Below are 15,444 nucleotides of genomic sequence, written 5' to 3'. Positions count from 1 at the left end.
CGAGAAACCCCATATCGGGCTCATGACGGAAGAATCCTCCCGATTGAGCAGGCGTATGCTCATGGCCGGAAGCGCGGCCGTTGGAATCGGCGCGCTGGCGCAGTCCACCTCGAGATCGCTCGGGCCGTTGGCGCCGCCAGCGCCCGTGCGTATTCCGGCACCGCCGAAGCTGGTCGAAGCGCGTCCCGCCGCTCCGCGTTCGGCATTCTCCACCGTCGATCCCAAACTGCTGCGCAAGGCGCTCGCCTCGCTCGATCGGCATTCGAAGCTGATCAAGGCCCACGACCGGATCGCCATCGTCGATTTTTCCGCGCCGTCCTCCGAGATGCGCCTGCATTTCCTCGACGTGATCGACGGCAAGGCGTCGAAGCTGCTGGTCGCCCACGGTTCGGGTTCGGACCCTCATCATACGGGCTTCCTCGAGCGGTTCTCCAATGCCTTCGGTTCCAATGCATCCAGCGAAGGCGCCTTCCTCACCGATGACTACTATGTCGGCAAGCATGGCCGGTCACAGCGCCTGATCGGGCTCGATGCGACCAACAACAATGCGCTGGACCGCGCGGTCGTGGTCCATAGCGCGTGGTATGCGAATGACGACATGATCCGCGCGCACGGCAAGCTCGGGCGCAGCCAGGGCTGTTTCGCGGTGGGTGAGAACAAGCTCGACGATGTCTTCCGGTTTCTCGGCAAGGGACGGATGATCTACGCCGGACGGGCTTGAGCCGGGCGGCTTGACTGGCCTATGGGCCAAGCCCCGTCCTCTCCTGCCGAGAATGCCATGCCTCCCGTGAAAGACCTCGCCCAACTTGGCCAGCGCGTCGCCGCCACCCATGGCTGGGCCACCGCCAAGGCATTCAAGGCTTACGCATGGACCGAGGCCGACCAGGCGCGCATCGCGGCAACGGCCGCCGACCTGCTCAAGGTCTTCCCGAGGCAAGCCGGTTCGGGAATGCTGCTGAGCACGGCACTTGCGGTGCAACTCGAACGCCGTCTTGACGCACCCGTCGTCCTGGTAGCCGGTACGCTGAGCATCGACGGCATGCCGGTTCAGGGCGACCGCCGGCCTTTTGATGGCCCGCAAATCTTCGGAGAAGTCGGGGGTGAGCCCGCATGGAACGGCCATTTGTGGATCATGGTCGGCGCCCATGTCGTGGACGTCGCCATCTTCGGGCTCGCGCGCTCCGCCGACTGCCGCCCCGAACTCGCCCGCCATGTCCATTCGGTGTTTGGGCCGGACAAGGGCCTCTACGCCGACGAGTGGCGCCGATCGCGGCGCGTCGGTCTCGAATACGAGCCGCAATATGTGCTGAGCCCGGAAGACGTCGATCGACTGATGACCGCCGCCTATCGCCTCATGTCCGGCGACTGACGCAGTGCCCGCTCCGATCCTCTACAGCTTCCGCCGCTGCCCTTATGCCATGCGGGCGAGGCTCGCGGTGATCGTGAGCGAGACGCGCTGCGAACTGCGGGAAGTCAAGCTCTCCGCCAAGCCAGAGGCGATGCTCGCCATATCGCCGAAAGGCACGGTTCCGGTGATGGTCGTGCCGGAGGGCGAAGTCATCGACCAGAGCATCGACATCATGCGCCGGGTGCTGGGCGCAAACGATCCCGAAGGCTGGCTTGAGCGCGACGATCCCGCGCTCATCGCCGTCAACGACGGACCGTTCAAGCACGACCTCGACCGCTACAAGTACCCCGAGCGTCACGGCGGAGACCCCTTGCGGCACCGCGCCGGGGGCCTCGATTTCCTGCGCGAACTGGATGTTCGGCTCGACCGTACCGCAAACCTCTCTGGCGCATCGCGCGGACTGGCCGACGCAGCGGTCATGCCTTTCGTCCGACAGTTCGCAGCGGTCGATGCGGACTGGTTCGCCGAAAATGCCCCGCTCAACGTGCGGGACTGGCTCGCTCGCCATCTCGCGTCCCCATTGTTCGAGGCTGCAATGGTTCGCGTACCGCCCTGGACGCCTGAAACCCCGCCGGTGATGTTCCCGGCCTGAGGCAACGTTTGCCGCGTTCGGACTTTGTCTCTCAAAAGGCAGGCGACGTCAGGAGACAGACCGAAGGCATGGATCAGGCCAGCGAAACCTCCGACAGCGCGCCCGGTCGCACGCGTCACAACCGGCTGCAGCTTCGCATCCTCGCAGGCTTCGTGCTCGGGCTCGGCTCGGGGCTGCTGACCTACACGCTTGCGCCCGATGCCGCTTGGATCGCACCCCTCGTCGAATATGTGACGATGCCGATCGGGCAGATTTTCCTGCGCCTGCTGTTCATGCTGGTGCTGCCGCTGCTGTTCTCGGCGCTGGTCATCGGCATTGCCGAGATGGGCGAGATCCGCGCGCTGCGAAAGGTCGGCGTGGCTACGCTGGTCTATACGCTGATCGTCTCGGGGATCGCGGTCGCCATCAGCCTCGCCCTCGTGAACATCCTCAGGCCAGGCGAGGGGGTGGACCGGCAGGCAGCGCAGGAACTGCTTGCCAGGGGCGCGGATTCGGCGGGGAGCATCCTGCAGACTTCCGCGAAATCGACCACCGGCGTCGATGCTGTGCTGGCGCTGGTGCCTTCCAACGTAATCACCGCGATGAGCGAGAACGACATCCTCGCCGTCATGTTCTTCGCGCTGTTCTTCGGCATCGGCCTCCTGCTGGTGCAGAGCCCGCGCACAGAGACGCTCAAGGATGCCATCGAAGGCGTCTTCGAGGTTGCGATGAAACTGATCGGCATCGTCATCCAGCTCGCGCCGATCGCGATCTTCTGCTTCATGTTCAATCTCTCGGCGCAGTTCGGATGGGACCTGCTGGGCAAGCTCGCGGCCTTCGCGGGGGTCGTGCTGCTGGCGCTGGGCCTGCAGATGTTTGGCGTCTACCCCCTGCTCCTCGCCTTCATTGCGCGCAGGAATCCGATCGCCTTCTTCCGCTCGACCCGCGAAGTCAGCCTGTTGGCGTTCTCGACCGCGAGTTCCAACGCCACTCTGCCCACCTCGCTGCGCGTCGCAGACGAGGAACTCCGCCTTCCCAACAAGGTGGCGCGCTTCGTGCTGACGATCGGGGCTACCGCCAACCAGAACGGCACCGCCATGTTCGAGGGCGTGACCGTGCTGTTCCTCGCACAGTTCTTTGGCGTGGACCTGAGCCTGGGGCAGCAGCTTTACGTGATGGTCATCTGCATCCTGGCCGGGATCGGAACTGCGGGCGTTCCTGCAGGATCGCTTCCCGTGGTCGCCCTGATCCTGGGCAGCGTCGGGGTGCCGCCCGAAGGCATCGGCCTCATCATCGGCGTCGATCGCTTCCTCGATATGTGCCGCACGACCCTCAACGTCATCGGTGACCTCGTATGCGCCACCGTGATTTCGGCCGTGAGCGCTCCCGACAGAGCGGCGCCTGTTCGAACGCGGACGACCTAGCTGGGGCCGCAAGTTAGGCTAGAAGGTTTCGCACCTATCTCGAGCCCAAGGCGGTGACGGCGTGCCTATCAGGCTGCGGCTCGCCCTTGCCGTGCCGCCGCTGCCCGCCAGCGCCGGTAGCCGAGCACGGCAAGAGCGACCATCGCGGCGTAGAGCCCCGCCGTCAGCCACAAGTCCTTGAACGCGAACATGCCGACGTAGAGCACGTCCACCGCGATCCACAGCAGCCAGCTGGCCGACTGCCGCCGCGCCGTCCAGTACTGGGCGACGAGGCTGAAGCTGCTCAGCCCCGCGTCCATCCACGGCAAGGCGGCGTCCGTGTAGCGACTGGCGAGCCAGCCTATGGCAGCGGCACCGACCGCCCCGGCGCCGAGACCCGCCGCAGCGCCCAAGGGTGACAGCGGCTTGACGACGATGTCTCCGCTATCCGCCTTGCCCCGTGTCCATGCGGCCCAGCCATAGAGGATAGCGGCGCCGAACAACGCTTGCAGCACCATGTCGGAATAGAGGCGCACGTCGAGGAAAACCTTGAAATACAAGGCGCAGGCCAGCAGGTTGACCGGCCAGCACAGCATCCAGCGGCGGGCGGTGAACCAGATGCCGAGGAAGCTGACGACGACGGCGACAATCTCCAGTATCGACATCAGGCTGCGTCCTCCAACCGGCTCAGGAAATCGCGTCCCGGGGGGGACAGGAACCACTCGGCGTGGCCGATGAGATAGTCCTGCCACGCAAGATCGGCCTGACCGCGATCGGCGAGGATTCCTGCGAAATAATCGACTTCCGACAGGGCGAATTCGACATGCACCAGCGGCAACAGGCGGGCGATCGTATGAACATCCGCACCGGTCAGCGGGAGGACCGTCCGGTAGCCCGCGATCAATGCCCGAGCCGCCTGCGGATCGCCCGCATTTCCGCCGATTTCCAGCCAGGGAATGGCCGTTCGCTCGATCGCCGTGGCGAGGTCGTGGATAGCGCAAGTACGGGTCGCCAGACCGAAATCTATAACGGCACTCACAGTGCCCCTAACGGACCATAAGAGGTTGGAAGGGTGCCAGTCGTTGTGCGTCCATAGGGTAGGCCGACCCTTGATCCGGTCCACAATTCCCTCGCCCAGCGCATCGAACAGTCGAGCCAGTTCACGGCGCCATGACTTGCCATCGAGGTAGGCGTCGAGAGCCGGCCGTGCTGCCAAATAAGCCTCGGCCGACGCGAGCGGGTCGGACGAAGGCACGATGGTGAAGCTGGCGACCAGCGGACGATCATCTCGCGCCTCGGCTGCGAAATCCCGCGAAGCCGCATGCAGCCGGGCCAGCGCGACGCCAGCCTCGAAAGCATGATCATGCGAGAGGAAGGGCGTCCACGACTGCCGCTCGCGGTAGAGATCGATGCCCGGCGCCCGGCGATGGAGTTCGTATGTCCATTCCCCCTGCGCCACCGCTCCGCCGCCGTCCGACGTCACCATGACATCGGGCACGCTCAGCCCTTTCGCCCGCAGATGTGCCATGAAGGCGTGCTCCTCGCCCAGCGCGGCGGGGGAGCGCACCGCGCGGTGGTGGCGCTTGAGGAACAGCGTTTCCCCGCCCGCTTCCACCAGCGTCGCGGCCGAGAACGGACGAGGGGAATGCCAGCGCAGCGCTTCCACTCGCCCGACTTGCGGGAAGTGTGCGAGAACGCCTTCCGCCTCGGCCTCCGTTATCGCGGGCCAGACGGGCGCCTCAAGCTCCGTGCCCATCCCGTGCACGAGATGGTTCGCCCGAGACACCGCGCCGCTCATGTCAGAACGCGCGCGACAGCGTCGCCACCACCGCCCGGCCGCCGCCGATGTAATAAGCGGGCGCAGAACCGGAGATCACCGTCCCGTTACGCCCAACGGTGTCCTGCGCGTTGCTGCTGACCGAGTACACGCCCGAAAGCACGCGCGGATTGGTCACGTTGATCGCGTTGACCCGCAAGTCCATGCGCTGCGCATCGATCAGCCCGGCCAGATGCACACCGATCGCCAGGTCGAGCGTCGCATAGCCCTTGATGCTCTCGTCGTTCATGAACGACGAATATTGCCGCCCGACGTACTTGAGCGCGGTGCTGCCGAACAGGCGCCCGTCGTCATAGGTGCTGCCCACGGCGAACTGGAATTCGGGGCTCGACACCGCGCGCTTGCCCTTCGTCGGCAGATAGTCGCCACCGATGGCCAGATCGTCGTCCTGCCGCGTGTGCAGATATTCGCCCGAGGCGTAGATGCTCACGCCCTTGGCCGGGCGATAGTCGATCTCGGCGTCGAGGCCGTAGCTGGTCTGACTGCCGCCATTGACCGTAGAATTGACCAGCGCCCCGCCGCTATTGATCACCGTCGCCACCTGCCGGTTGCGGAAGTGGTAATGGAACGCGGTCAGCGAAAATGACAGGCTCGGCCCGATATAGCGATAACCCAGTTCCTCGGAGACCGAGTACTCGTTCTTGAGGTTCGAAGTCCCCTGCTGCACCACCTCGCCGCCATAGTAGCTGTTGTAGAGCGCGAACTCGTTAGGCGTGCGGAAGTTCGTGGTCACGTTGGCGAACAGCTGCTGCCGCTCGTCCAGCTTGTAGTGCACCGACGCGCGCGGAAGCGCCGCGAAGCTGTCGGTATGCACCTTGTCCTGCGGCCCCGGCAGATGGTTGCGGCCATTGCGCAGCAAATCCACGCCCTTGAAGCCCACATCGACGGTCAGGCGCGGCGTGACGGTCACGCTGTCGGCGACGAAGAAGCCCTTGGTCACCGTGACCGTACGCGCGTTCTCGTAAGCGAGCAGGCGGCCGTCCGCAGTGCGGATCGCCTTGCTCGGATAGCCCCACTTGTCGAAGGGTTGCCCGTCCGCACCGATCGAGGTGTAGGTCTGCTGCACGCGGTCCGTGCCGTAGTCGAACCAGAGCCCCGCCGTGATCGTGTGCGCGCCGGCCTCCAGCGTCAGCTTGCTGACGTTGCCGGTCCGCATCTGCTTGCCGGTCCAGTTCCCCATCACCGTGGCGAGGCCGTCCACCGCCCCCGGCAGTTCCACCGGCTGCGTCAGTTCCTCGGTGCCGAGGTAATTGCCGGTCGTGGTCAACTGCGTCCCGTAAGGCGCATTGCCGTAGCCGAACTGGAGATACGTGGTGCTGTCGAGCGTCAGGCCGCTGCCGAAGTTCAGATGCACCGGCGCGGAGGTGTAGAGGTTACGGAACGGCGCGCGGTAGAGGCGCCAGTACCCGGTATCGCCCTCGGTATACTTCGCGCTGTAATTGAAACCGCGACCGTAAGCGCGCCAGTCGGCCAGCGACGGCGCCGGATAGCCCGAAGTCTCGGCCTCGTTGAACGACAGGGCCAGACTGGCCCGGTTGCCCTCGCCCCATTCAGCGAGCAACTTGGCGTCGATATGCTGGCGCTTGTCGAAGCCCGGCCCCCGCCAGTTGTCGGCGCGGTTGTTGGAGTACGACACGAAGGCCTTGAGCCCGGTATTGCCGATCTCGCCAGTATCGAAGCGCGCGAAAACGCGCCGTTCGTCGAACGAACCGACCGACAGGTTGACCAGTCCGCCCATCCGCTCCTTGGGATCGTCCAGCGTCAGCGACAGCAGACCTCCCGCCGCCGCGACGACCGGCGCGTCGATGTCCGCTCCGCCCTGCACGAGCCTGACCTGACGCACGTTCTCGGCATCGGCGAACTGCGAGGGATAGGCGTTGTAATAGCCGATGTCGTTCTGCGGCGCCCCTTCCATCAGCACGCCGATCTGGTCCTGCCCCAGCCCGCGCAGTGTCAGGCTGGAACTGGCCGAGAGCCCGTAAGGGTCGCTCATCGATACATTGGCGCCGGGCAGCAGGTTCACCAGCTGGAAGGCGTTGAACGTCGGTGCCTGCTTGACGATGAACTCGGACGAGATCGCGCTGACCGCCTTGGGTTCGGTCTGGTCGGGCAGCAGGCCCTCGGGGTCGGCATGACCGATGACCTGGATCGGCGAGGCATCGGCCTCGTCAGCCAGCGCCGGAGCCGCCGCGAACGCCGCCGTAAATAGGGCCGGGAATGCCAGCGCCGCGCCACAAAGATACGAAAAATTGCCCGTCATAGTCTCGCGTCCACTCCACTCGGAGGGATAACGGACCTGCCGCCAGCCCTCCCTACGCCGGTGTCAACCGGATCAGGTTCAGCGGGTCGTGGTCTGCTGACCACCTCTCAGCCGCGCATGAGCGGCCCCCCGGGGATGGAGCGCGCCTTAGGCGCTTCGATGCGAAGTGGGAAGCGATATTATTACAGGTTCGGGTCAGTAATCGCCCTGTTCGACGACGAGGTCATAAGCATCGCCCCGGTAGTAACAGTTGGTCGCCTCGACCAGACGGCCATCGGGCAGGAACGCGCGGCGCTCGATGGCAAGGCACGGATCGCCGGCCGAGATACCGAGCATTGCGGCATGTTCCGGGCTGAATCCCACCGAGCGCAGCCGCTGCAGCGCGCGCACCGGCCGGTGACCCTCCGCATCGAGGGCGGCATAGAGCGAATCCCCGACCACCTCGGGCGAGGGCAGCGCCCAGCCCGGGACGACGGCATGTTCGATCGCCATCGTCTCGCCGTCGGCGCAGCGGATGCGGTTGAAGCGCAGGATTCGCGAGCCCGGCGAGAGGCCGAGCAGCATCGCCTCGTCCGGCGTCACCACGCCTTCGGAGCGGTCGATCCACACGTTGGTCGGCTTGCGTCCGCGCGCGGCCATGTCCTCGGAGAAGGAGGTCATGATCGAGAAGCTCTTTTCCACGCGCTGGCCCTGATCGGATGCGCGCGGCGCGGCGACGAAGGTGCCCGCACCCTGCCGCCGCTCGAGCATGCCTTCGTCGACCAGGCCATCGACCGCCTTGCGGACGGTGACGCGCGAGACGCCGTATTCCTCCACCAGTTCGCGCTCGGTCGGCAGGGCCGCCCCCACCGCGATCCGGTGCTTTTCGATAGCGTCACGGATCAGCCGCTGGAGACGCATGTAGCGGGGGCCGGTCTCGCTGTCGCGAAGCGGGCCGATCTTGTCCACGGCTGCCATAGTTCTCCTCTATGTCCCGGCGATACGCCGGGAAAGGGATCGGGACAACACCAATATCATTAGTATCGCATTGGTATTGAAAATACTTGCCCTGCCGTCCTCGCCTCAGCTCGGCGAGCGCCAGCGCTCCACTGCGGCGGGCTCGAACAGGAGATGCCAGCGCGTGCCCACCAACGCGCCGCACCGCAGCCCATGGCCTGCCAGCGCTTCAAGGTCCGGTTTCGCGGAGGCATCTACGAGAAGACGCCCGTGCGTGGCCCATATCGCCGCGTCGGGGCCGATTGCCTTGCGCACATCCGCAGGCAGTCGGGCAGGATCGAACGCCTCGGTCCCATCCGCCTCGACTTTCGGCGAAGGCGCGGCGGCGGCAGGAGCCCTTGCCCCGCCGTGCGCCGCAGCGCGGATCTCGTCCGCCACCGCGTCCGCGATCGGGCCGAGCACAACCTGCAGGCCATGCGCCGAAGGCCGGATGATGCCCTTGGCGCCCAGCGCCCGCAGTTCCGCCTCATCGATCAAGCCCTGCTCCGCGACGACAAGGCGCAGGCGCGTGGTGCATGCGCCGATCTCGCGCAGGTTTTCCATGCCGCCAAGCGCGTCGAGGAAAGCCAGCCCCCGCTCCCCGGCGGGACGCTCGCGCCGCTCGGCCATGCCTGCGACTGCTTCTCGGCCCGGGGTCTTGAGGTCGAAACGCAGGATTACCCAGCGAAACACTCCGTAATAGACCGCGAAGTAAGCCAGGCCGACCGGCAACAGCAGCAGAGGCTTCTGCGCCTTGCCGAAGTTGAGCACGTAATCGAACAGCCCGGCGGAAAACCCGAAGCCGAGATGGACGTCCAGCGCCGACATCAACGCCATCGACACGCCCGTCAGCACCGCATGGACCACGAAGAGCACGGGCGCGAGGAACATGAAGCTGAACTCGATCGGCTCGGTCACCCCGGTCAGGAACGAGGTCGCAGCCAGGCTCAGCAGCATGCCTCCGGTCGCCTTGCGCCGCTCCGGCAGGGCCGAGCGGTACATCGCGAGGCAGGCCGCGGGCAGGCCGAACATCATGACCGGGAAGAAGCCCGTCATGAATGCGCCCGCGTCCGGGTCGCCCGCGAAGAAGCGCCGCAGGTCGCCGGTCGTGCCGTGATAATCGCCCAGCACGAACCACGCGACATTGTTGATGATGTGGTGCAGGCCCGTGACCAGCAGCAGGCGGTTGAGCAGGCCGTAAACGAAGAGGCCCCACTCGCCGCTGGCCAGCGCAAGACGGCTTATCCCGTCGATGCCGCTGTTCACGGTGGGGAACGCCGCGCCTACGATCCCGGCGATGACGACACCCACGGTCCCGCTGACGATCGGCACGAAGCGCCGCCCGCCGAAGAACGCCAGATATTCAGGCGCGCGGAAATTATGGAACCGGTTGTACGCGCTCCCCCCGACGATGCCCGAGACGATCCCGATCGGCACCGAGAGGCGCGCGATCTGCGACTGGCTCCAGGCCGCCGTGACGGCCGCCTGCAGGTTCGCAGCCACGCCGGCGGTAACCTCCGGCGGGATCGCCAGCAGCGCCCGCGCACCCTCGCTGGCGACAAGGAAGCACACGGCTCCCGCCAGCGGCGCGGCGCCATTGCCGTCCCGCGCGAAGCCGGTCGCGACGCCGATCGCGAACAGCAGGCCAAGGTTGGCGAACATGGCATTGCCCGCCGCGCTCACGAACTCCAGCCCCAGCAGGTCCGGCTGGCCCAGGCGCAGCAGCAGCGCCGCTACCGGCAGCACCGCGATCGGCAGCATCAGTGCGCGGCCGAGGCCCTGCAGCCTCTGGCCCAGCGATCTCGTCCAGCCCCTCACAGTCCCACCTCCCTGAGCATTTCAAGCGCCAGCGCGCGAACCTCGGCCGCGCTCGCCGCCTCCAGAGCCGCGCGTGCCAGCGCTGCGCATCCCGCATCCGTCACTGCAGCCAGCGTTGCCTTGATTTCGGCCACCTGCCCCGGCGCGGCGGACAGTTCCCCGACGCCGAGGCCGACCAGCAGCGGCACCGCCAGCGGGTCGGAGGCCAGGCCGCCGCACACCCCGACCCACTTGCCGACGCGGCTCCCGCCGGCGCAAGTCTGAGCGACAAGGCGCAGCACCGCCGGGTCCAGCCCGTCGAGCCCATCCGCAACCGCCGGGTTTCCGCGATCCATGGCTAGCGTATATTGCGTAAGGTCGTTCGTTCCGATCGACAGGAAATCACACTCCGCTGCGAGCAGATCGGCCATGACTGCGGCGGCGGGTGTCTCCACCATCACACCCAGTTGCGGGACAGCGACGCCGAGCCTCTCGGCCTCCGCGATCAGGACCTGGCGGACCGCGCGCAATTCCTCCACGCGGGCGATCATCGGCACCATGATGCGGATATCGCCCGATGAGGCCGCGCGCAGGATGGCCCGCAACTGCGTCGAAAGCACTTCCGGCCGCGCCAGCCCGATACGGATGCCGCGCAGCCCCAGCGCCGGATTTTCCTCCGCAGCGATGGGCAGGTACGGCGCAGGCTTGTCGCCGCCGATGTCGAGCAAGCGCACGATCAGCGGCCGCCCTTCCAGCGCCCTCGCGATCCCGCCGTAGCACGCCGCCTGCTCATCCTCGTCAGGCGCATCCGCGCGGTCGAGGAACAGGAACTCCGTCCTCAGCAGCCCGCAGCCCTCCGCCCCCTGCGCCAGCGCGGGCGCGACGTCGCCCAGGCTGCCAAGGTTCGCGAAGACCTCGATCCGGGTGCCGTCGGCCGTGGCGCCCTGACGCCCGGCCGCAGCCAATGCCGCGGCCCGGCGAGCCTCGCGCGAGGCCGCCGCCGCGCGGGCCTCGGTCACCCGCTCTGCGACAGGGTCGATCTCGAGCGTGCCGGCCTCCACATCGAGCACGACGGTGGTTCCGTCCGCAATGCCCAGCACCCCGCCGCCGAGCGCCACCAGTGCGGGCAGCCCCCGGCTCGCGGCGATGATCGCGACGTGCGAAGTCGGTCCCCCGCGCGCGGTCGCGAGCCCCACGACACCGCCGGGCTCAAGCGCCGCCACTTGCGAGGGCAACAGATCGTCCGCGACCAGAATGGCACCGGCAGGTGCCACCATCGCAGGAGGCTCGGTGCCCAGGAGTTGCCACTGCACCCGCAAGTCGAGGTCGATGAAATCCGCCGCGCGTTCGGCGAAACGGGTATCCCCGGTGGCGCGCAGTGCCCCCGCTTCGGCATGGAGCACGCGCCGCCAGGCCATGCCCGCGCTCACGCCGCCTGCGATCAACGCCTGTGCCGCTCCGGTCAGTTCCGGATCGTCGAGCAGCGCCAGATGGGCACCGAGTATCGCTTCTTCCTCGCCCTGCGCGGCGCCCGGCCTTCCAAGCGCGATCCGGACCGCGACAAGGGCATTGCGCAGCCGCGCGGTCTCCATTTCGGGACCGCCGCCGATTTCGTCGATCGCCGGCTCGGCCTGGACCGGCCGCCAGACCGGGCCGACCGCGATGCCCGGCGATGCCGCGACGCCGCGCAGGGCCGCTCCCGGCAAGGGCACAGGAATATCGGCGACGGAAACCGGCGCGACCGGTTCTCCGACGGATGCTTTGACCGGCCCTTCGACGGGAAACGGCGCGCCCTCGCCCATGCCGCTCTCGATCATCCGCGCAAGTTCGCCGAGCACAACCGCCGCATCCTCGCCGGTCGCCAGCAAGGTCACCGTGTCCCCATGGCGCACTGCCAGGCGCAGCATCGCCGTCGGGCTGGCGAGGGAGGCCTCGCGCCCTCCGGCAGCAACGCGAACCTCGGCGCCGTATCCGCGCACGACCTCTGCCAACCTCGCGCAAGGGCGCGCATGGAGGCCATGCGCGAGCGGCACCCGCACTTCGCGGCAAAGCTGTTCTTCCAGGGCCGCGGCGGGTCCGATGGACCGATCCGCGGTCACCGCCCCGTCACGAACGAGCAGGGCCATCGGATCGCCTGCCTCGACCGTACCGAACGGCGCAATCCACTCGATCACATACCCGGCCGGTTCGGTGACCAGCAGCGGGGTGACAAGACTGCGCGCCTTGCCGACGACCTCGTCGAGCGCCACGCGCAATAGCGGCTGTCCCTGGCCGACATGCTCGCCGATCCGGACCAGCGGCGTAAAACCGGCACCGCCGAGGCGCACGGTATCGAGCCCGAAATGCAGAAGCAGTTCCACGCCTTCGGGCAGGCGTAGCGTGACAGCGTGTCCCGCCTCATGGAAGCCGATCACTTCCCCGGCGGCCGGTGCGTGGAGCACTTCGCCCAGCGGGTCGATCGCCACGCCCTCTCCCAGCATGCCTCCTGCGAAGACCGGGTCGGGAACCTCTTCCAGCGGGCAGAGCCAACCGGAAAGCGGTGCACTGAGGGAAATGGACGGCATCTCGGTTCCCGGGAAATTAGACGATCGAAAAGGAAATCAGGCGAAGCGGCGGCCGCCGATCCAGGTCTGCGTCGGCCTGAGTGCACTGTCGAGCAGCGCGAAGTCGGCACGGTAGCCCGGCTCCAGCGAGCCGTAGTCACCGCCTAGCCCAAGAAATGCGGCAGGCGTGGCAGCAGCCATACGCGCCGCGACCGGCACGGCGATTCCGGTCATCGCGACGATGTTGCGGACGGCGCCCGCCATGTCGAGACCCGACCCGGCGAGCGTCCCGGCCGCATCGGTGCAGATGCCGTCGCGCACGAAAATCTCGTGCCCATCGAGGTGGAACGGCGCGCCTTCGTTGCCGACACCGGGCATGGCGTCGGTGACCAGCATGACGCGTTCCGGCGACTTCGCCTTGAGCGTGAGGCGCAGGACCGAAGGCAGGACATGCACGCCATCGGCGATCACCCCGCACCAGACCGCATCGTCATCGAACGCCGCGCCGATCAGGCCCGGCGCGCGGTGGTGCAGCGGCGCCATCGCGTTGAACAGGTGGGTGACGCCGGTGATACCGTGCGCGAAGCCGCTCGCGGCCTGTTCGGCGGTCGCGTCCGAATGCCCGGCGCTGAGGATAACCCCCGCCGCCGCCAGCTTCGCCAGATCGGTGGGATCGGCCAGTTCTGGCGCGAGCGTGACCATCACCCGGCCTTTGCGGGGGGCCGTGAGCAATGCCATCGTCTCCTCGCCCAGCGGGATCAGTCGCTCTTCGGCATGGATGCCCTTGCGGCGCGGATTGATGAACGGGCCTTCGACGTGAATGCCCACGACACCGGGGACGCCAGCCACGATCGCCTCGTCCACTGCGTCAAGGCCGCGCGCGATGACGGAGGGCTCCGCGCTGATCAGCGTGGGCAGGAAAGCGGTCGTGCCGTAGCGCACATGGGCCGCGCCGATCGCGGCGATGCCCTCGGGCGTAGGCGTGTCGTTGAAGAGTACCCCGCCGCCGCCGTTGACCTGGGCGTCGATGAAGCCGGGCAGCAGCCAGCCCTGTTCGAGATCGATGCTCTCGTCGGCCTGCCCCTGACCGAAGGCGTCGATCGCGACGATGCGATCGCCTTCGATAGTGATGCGCGCTTCGGAAAGTACCGCGTCGGGCACCGGAATGTGACCATTGAAGACATGGAGAATCATCATCGCGTGCGCGTCACCTTGGCGAGATAGGGCGGGCGGTCGGGATCGTTCCCGCGCGCGAGGGACAAGGCATTGGCCATGCGATAGAAAGACGCGATCGTCGCGAGCGGCGCAAGCTCCGCGCGTAGCGGCAGGGCCGGGAGGTGATGAACGCCTTCCTGCCCCTCATCCCGTTCGGAGGCCAGCCAGACGCGGGCACCGCGCGCCGCGAATTCACCGCAGAGCGTGCGAACGTCGTCTCCGGCGCTGTCGGGACCGGCGAAGGCGATCACCGGGAAACCCTCGCGCACAACCGCCATAGGCCCGTGCCGCACTTCGGCCGAGCTGAACGCCTCGGCGTGGAGGCCGGACGTTTCCTTGAACTTGAGCGCCGCCTCCTGCGCGACGGCAAGGCCATAGCCGCGCCCGATCACGAAGAGATTCGCGGCATCGCGCAGGCCTTCGCCCAAAGCGGACCAGTCCAGTGCGAAAGCGTCGTCCAGTGCGGCGGGAAGTGCGGCAAGATCCGCCTCGAATCCCGCGTCGCCGCTCCAGGCCGCCACGATCGCGGCGATACCCGCAAGGGAAGTGATGTAGGACTTGGTCGCCGCGACCGAACGCTCGGGTCCGGCGCAAAGCGGCAGGACGACGTCCGCCATCGCCGCCAGCGGCGACTCCTCGTCGTTGACCAGCGCCACCACGAGCGCGCCTGCCGCCTGCTGACGCTCGACGGTCGCCAGCATGTCGGGGCTGCGGCCCGACTGCGAGATCGCAAGGCAGAGCGCCCGCCCCGCCGAAGAGGCGACCTGCGCGTCGTAAAGCGATACCGTGGAAAACGCCGCAGATGTGGTGGGCACGCCGAGCAGCGTCTCCACAAGATACTTGGCGTAAGTCGCGGCATGGTCGGAGGAACCGCGTGCGCAGGTCACCAGCAGCGCGGGCGGATCGGCACGCAGCCTCTCGCCCAGCAGCGCGAGCGCCGCGCGATTGCGCGACAAAAAGCGCGATACCGCAGCCGCTGCCTCGGCAGCTTCGGCATGCATGAGCGTGACGCGGGGCTCGCCGCCCTGGCTTTCGGGCGATTCCATTTCGGAACCAGGGCTGGCGTATGCTGTCACGTTCGATGTTTCCTAGTTGGCGCGCGCCGATGCGAATCGGGAAATGTCGCGAACGAATGCCGCAACGACATTGGCATCATATGGCGCAAAATTCATAACACAATGGTATTTTAAAGGTATTTAAATACCAACGAATCGTATGACCTGCGATGGGCGACATCCAGGGCGGCGGGCGGCTTCATCCTGCCTCAAGCTTCATGAAAACAGCAGAATTTCCACCACTTCGGTGACTTGCAGAGACGGATTGCGAGAACATCGCCGAACTGAGCGATCGATTCCGAGGCTGCCAATGATTGCAAACGGAAGCAATACCAAAATATTCACTTTCGTCTTCAAATGGACTTGACTTGCTTCAACGT

The 15,444-nt window shown here is 66.8% G+C and carries 12 protein-coding genes and 1 riboswitch; of the genes, 4 read left to right on the top strand and 8 right to left on the bottom strand.

Annotation, left to right across the window (positions count from 1 at the left end; genetic code table 11):
- Positions 1–55: 55 nt before the first annotated feature.
- From BES08_RS24600 to BES08_RS24585, 4 genes are all read left to right on the top strand, one after another.
- On the top strand, positions 56–721 hold the full coding sequence (locus BES08_RS24600) for a murein L,D-transpeptidase catalytic domain family protein (RefSeq protein WP_008830742.1): 666 nt from the start codon (positions 56–58) through the stop codon (positions 719–721).
- A 57-nt stretch (positions 722–778) separates the two neighbouring features.
- On the top strand, positions 779–1,369 hold the full coding sequence (locus tag BES08_RS24595; protein ID WP_008830743.1) for a hypothetical protein: 591 nt from the start codon (positions 779–781) through the stop codon (positions 1,367–1,369).
- 4 nt (positions 1,370–1,373) lie between these two features.
- Entirely contained in the window at positions 1,374–2,000 is a 627-nt protein-coding gene (locus BES08_RS24590; protein WP_008830744.1) for a glutathione S-transferase, read from the top strand.
- A 68-nt stretch (positions 2,001–2,068) separates the two neighbouring features.
- Entirely contained in the window at positions 2,069–3,403 is a 1,335-nt protein-coding gene (locus BES08_RS24585; RefSeq protein ID WP_036526588.1) for a dicarboxylate/amino acid:cation symporter, read from the top strand.
- A 68-nt stretch (positions 3,404–3,471) separates the two neighbouring features.
- On the opposite strand, the gene pnuC is transcribed toward BES08_RS24585, so the two are convergent.
- From pnuC to BES08_RS24545, 8 genes are all read right to left on the bottom strand, one after another.
- Positions 3,472–4,047 (bottom strand): nicotinamide riboside transporter PnuC, encoded by a 576-nt coding sequence (gene pnuC, locus BES08_RS24580; RefSeq protein ID WP_008830746.1) that lies wholly within the window; start codon positions 4,045–4,047, stop codon positions 3,472–3,474.
- Complete coding sequence (locus BES08_RS24575) at positions 4,047–5,138, bottom strand: phosphotransferase enzyme family protein (protein ID WP_413783090.1); 1,092 nt, start codon at positions 5,136–5,138, stop codon at positions 4,047–4,049. The genes pnuC and BES08_RS24575 overlap by 1 nt, the downstream gene beginning before the upstream one ends.
- Positions 5,139–5,181: 43 nt before the next feature.
- On the bottom strand, positions 5,182–7,479 hold the full coding sequence (locus BES08_RS24570) for a TonB-dependent receptor (protein ID WP_051586889.1): 2,298 nt from the start codon (positions 7,477–7,479) through the stop codon (positions 5,182–5,184).
- 32 nt (positions 7,480–7,511) lie between these two features.
- A riboswitch (TPP riboswitch) is annotated at positions 7,512–7,621 on the bottom strand.
- Positions 7,622–7,674: 53 nt separating this feature from the next.
- The gene (locus BES08_RS24565; protein WP_008830749.1) at positions 7,675–8,436 is read right to left on the bottom strand and encodes a GntR family transcriptional regulator; all 762 of its coding nucleotides are present in this window, start codon (positions 8,434–8,436) and stop codon (positions 7,675–7,677) included.
- A gap of 105 nt (positions 8,437–8,541) precedes the next feature.
- Positions 8,542–10,272 (bottom strand): N-acetylglucosamine-specific PTS transporter subunit IIBC, encoded by a 1,731-nt coding sequence (nagE, locus tag BES08_RS24560; protein ID WP_008830750.1) that lies wholly within the window; start codon positions 10,270–10,272, stop codon positions 8,542–8,544.
- On the bottom strand, positions 10,269–12,815 hold the full coding sequence (gene ptsP, locus BES08_RS24555) for a phosphoenolpyruvate--protein phosphotransferase (protein WP_036526591.1): 2,547 nt from the start codon (positions 12,813–12,815) through the stop codon (positions 10,269–10,271). Before ptsP ends, nagE begins: the two co-directional genes overlap by 4 nt.
- Before the next feature lie 36 nt (positions 12,816–12,851).
- Positions 12,852–13,991, bottom strand: a complete 1,140-nt coding sequence (gene nagA, locus BES08_RS24550; protein ID WP_008830752.1) for an N-acetylglucosamine-6-phosphate deacetylase — start codon at positions 13,989–13,991, stop codon at positions 12,852–12,854.
- A complete protein-coding gene (locus BES08_RS24545) occupies positions 13,988–15,055 on the bottom strand; it encodes an SIS domain-containing protein (RefSeq protein WP_008830753.1) in 1,068 nt (355 codons plus the stop codon). Before BES08_RS24545 ends, nagA begins: the two co-directional genes overlap by 4 nt.
- Positions 15,056–15,444: the final 389 nt, after the last annotated feature.

The sequence above is a fragment of the Novosphingobium resinovorum genome (genome assembly GCF_001742225.1).
GTDB classification, from domain to species: domain Bacteria; phylum Pseudomonadota; class Alphaproteobacteria; order Sphingomonadales; family Sphingomonadaceae; genus Novosphingobium; species Novosphingobium resinovorum_A.
Note: the sequence above shows the minus strand (reverse complement) of the source record. Positions and strands in the feature narration are given on the sequence as shown.

Bases quoted from the DNA above. Each gene is read 5' to 3' on its own strand.
- BES08_RS24600 (WP_008830742.1), top strand. From the start codon at position 56: ATGCTCATGGCCGGAAGCGCGGCCGTTGGAATCGGCGCGCTGGCGCAG.
- BES08_RS24595 (WP_008830743.1), top strand. From the start codon at position 779: ATGCCTCCCGTGAAAGACCTCGCCCAACTTGGCCAGCGCGTCGCCGCC.
- BES08_RS24585 (WP_036526588.1), top strand. From the start codon at position 2,069: ATGGATCAGGCCAGCGAAACCTCCGACAGCGCGCCCGGTCGCACGCGT.
- pnuC (WP_008830746.1), bottom strand. From the start codon at position 4,047: ATGTCGATACTGGAGATTGTCGCCGTCGTCGTCAGCTTCCTCGGCATC.
- BES08_RS24575 (WP_413783090.1), bottom strand. From the start codon at position 5,138: ATGGGCACGGAGCTTGAGGCGCCCGTCTGGCCCGCGATAACGGAGGCC.
- BES08_RS24570 (WP_051586889.1), bottom strand. From the start codon at position 7,479: ATGACGGGCAATTTTTCGTATCTTTGTGGCGCGGCGCTGGCATTCCCG.
- BES08_RS24565 (WP_008830749.1), bottom strand. From the start codon at position 8,436: ATGGCAGCCGTGGACAAGATCGGCCCGCTTCGCGACAGCGAGACCGGC.
- ptsP (WP_036526591.1), bottom strand. From the start codon at position 12,815: ATGCCGTCCATTTCCCTCAGTGCACCGCTTTCCGGTTGGCTCTGCCCG.
- nagA (WP_008830752.1), bottom strand. From the start codon at position 13,991: ATGATGATTCTCCATGTCTTCAATGGTCACATTCCGGTGCCCGACGCG.
- BES08_RS24545 (WP_008830753.1), bottom strand. From the start codon at position 15,055: ATGGAATCGCCCGAAAGCCAGGGCGGCGAGCCCCGCGTCACGCTCATG.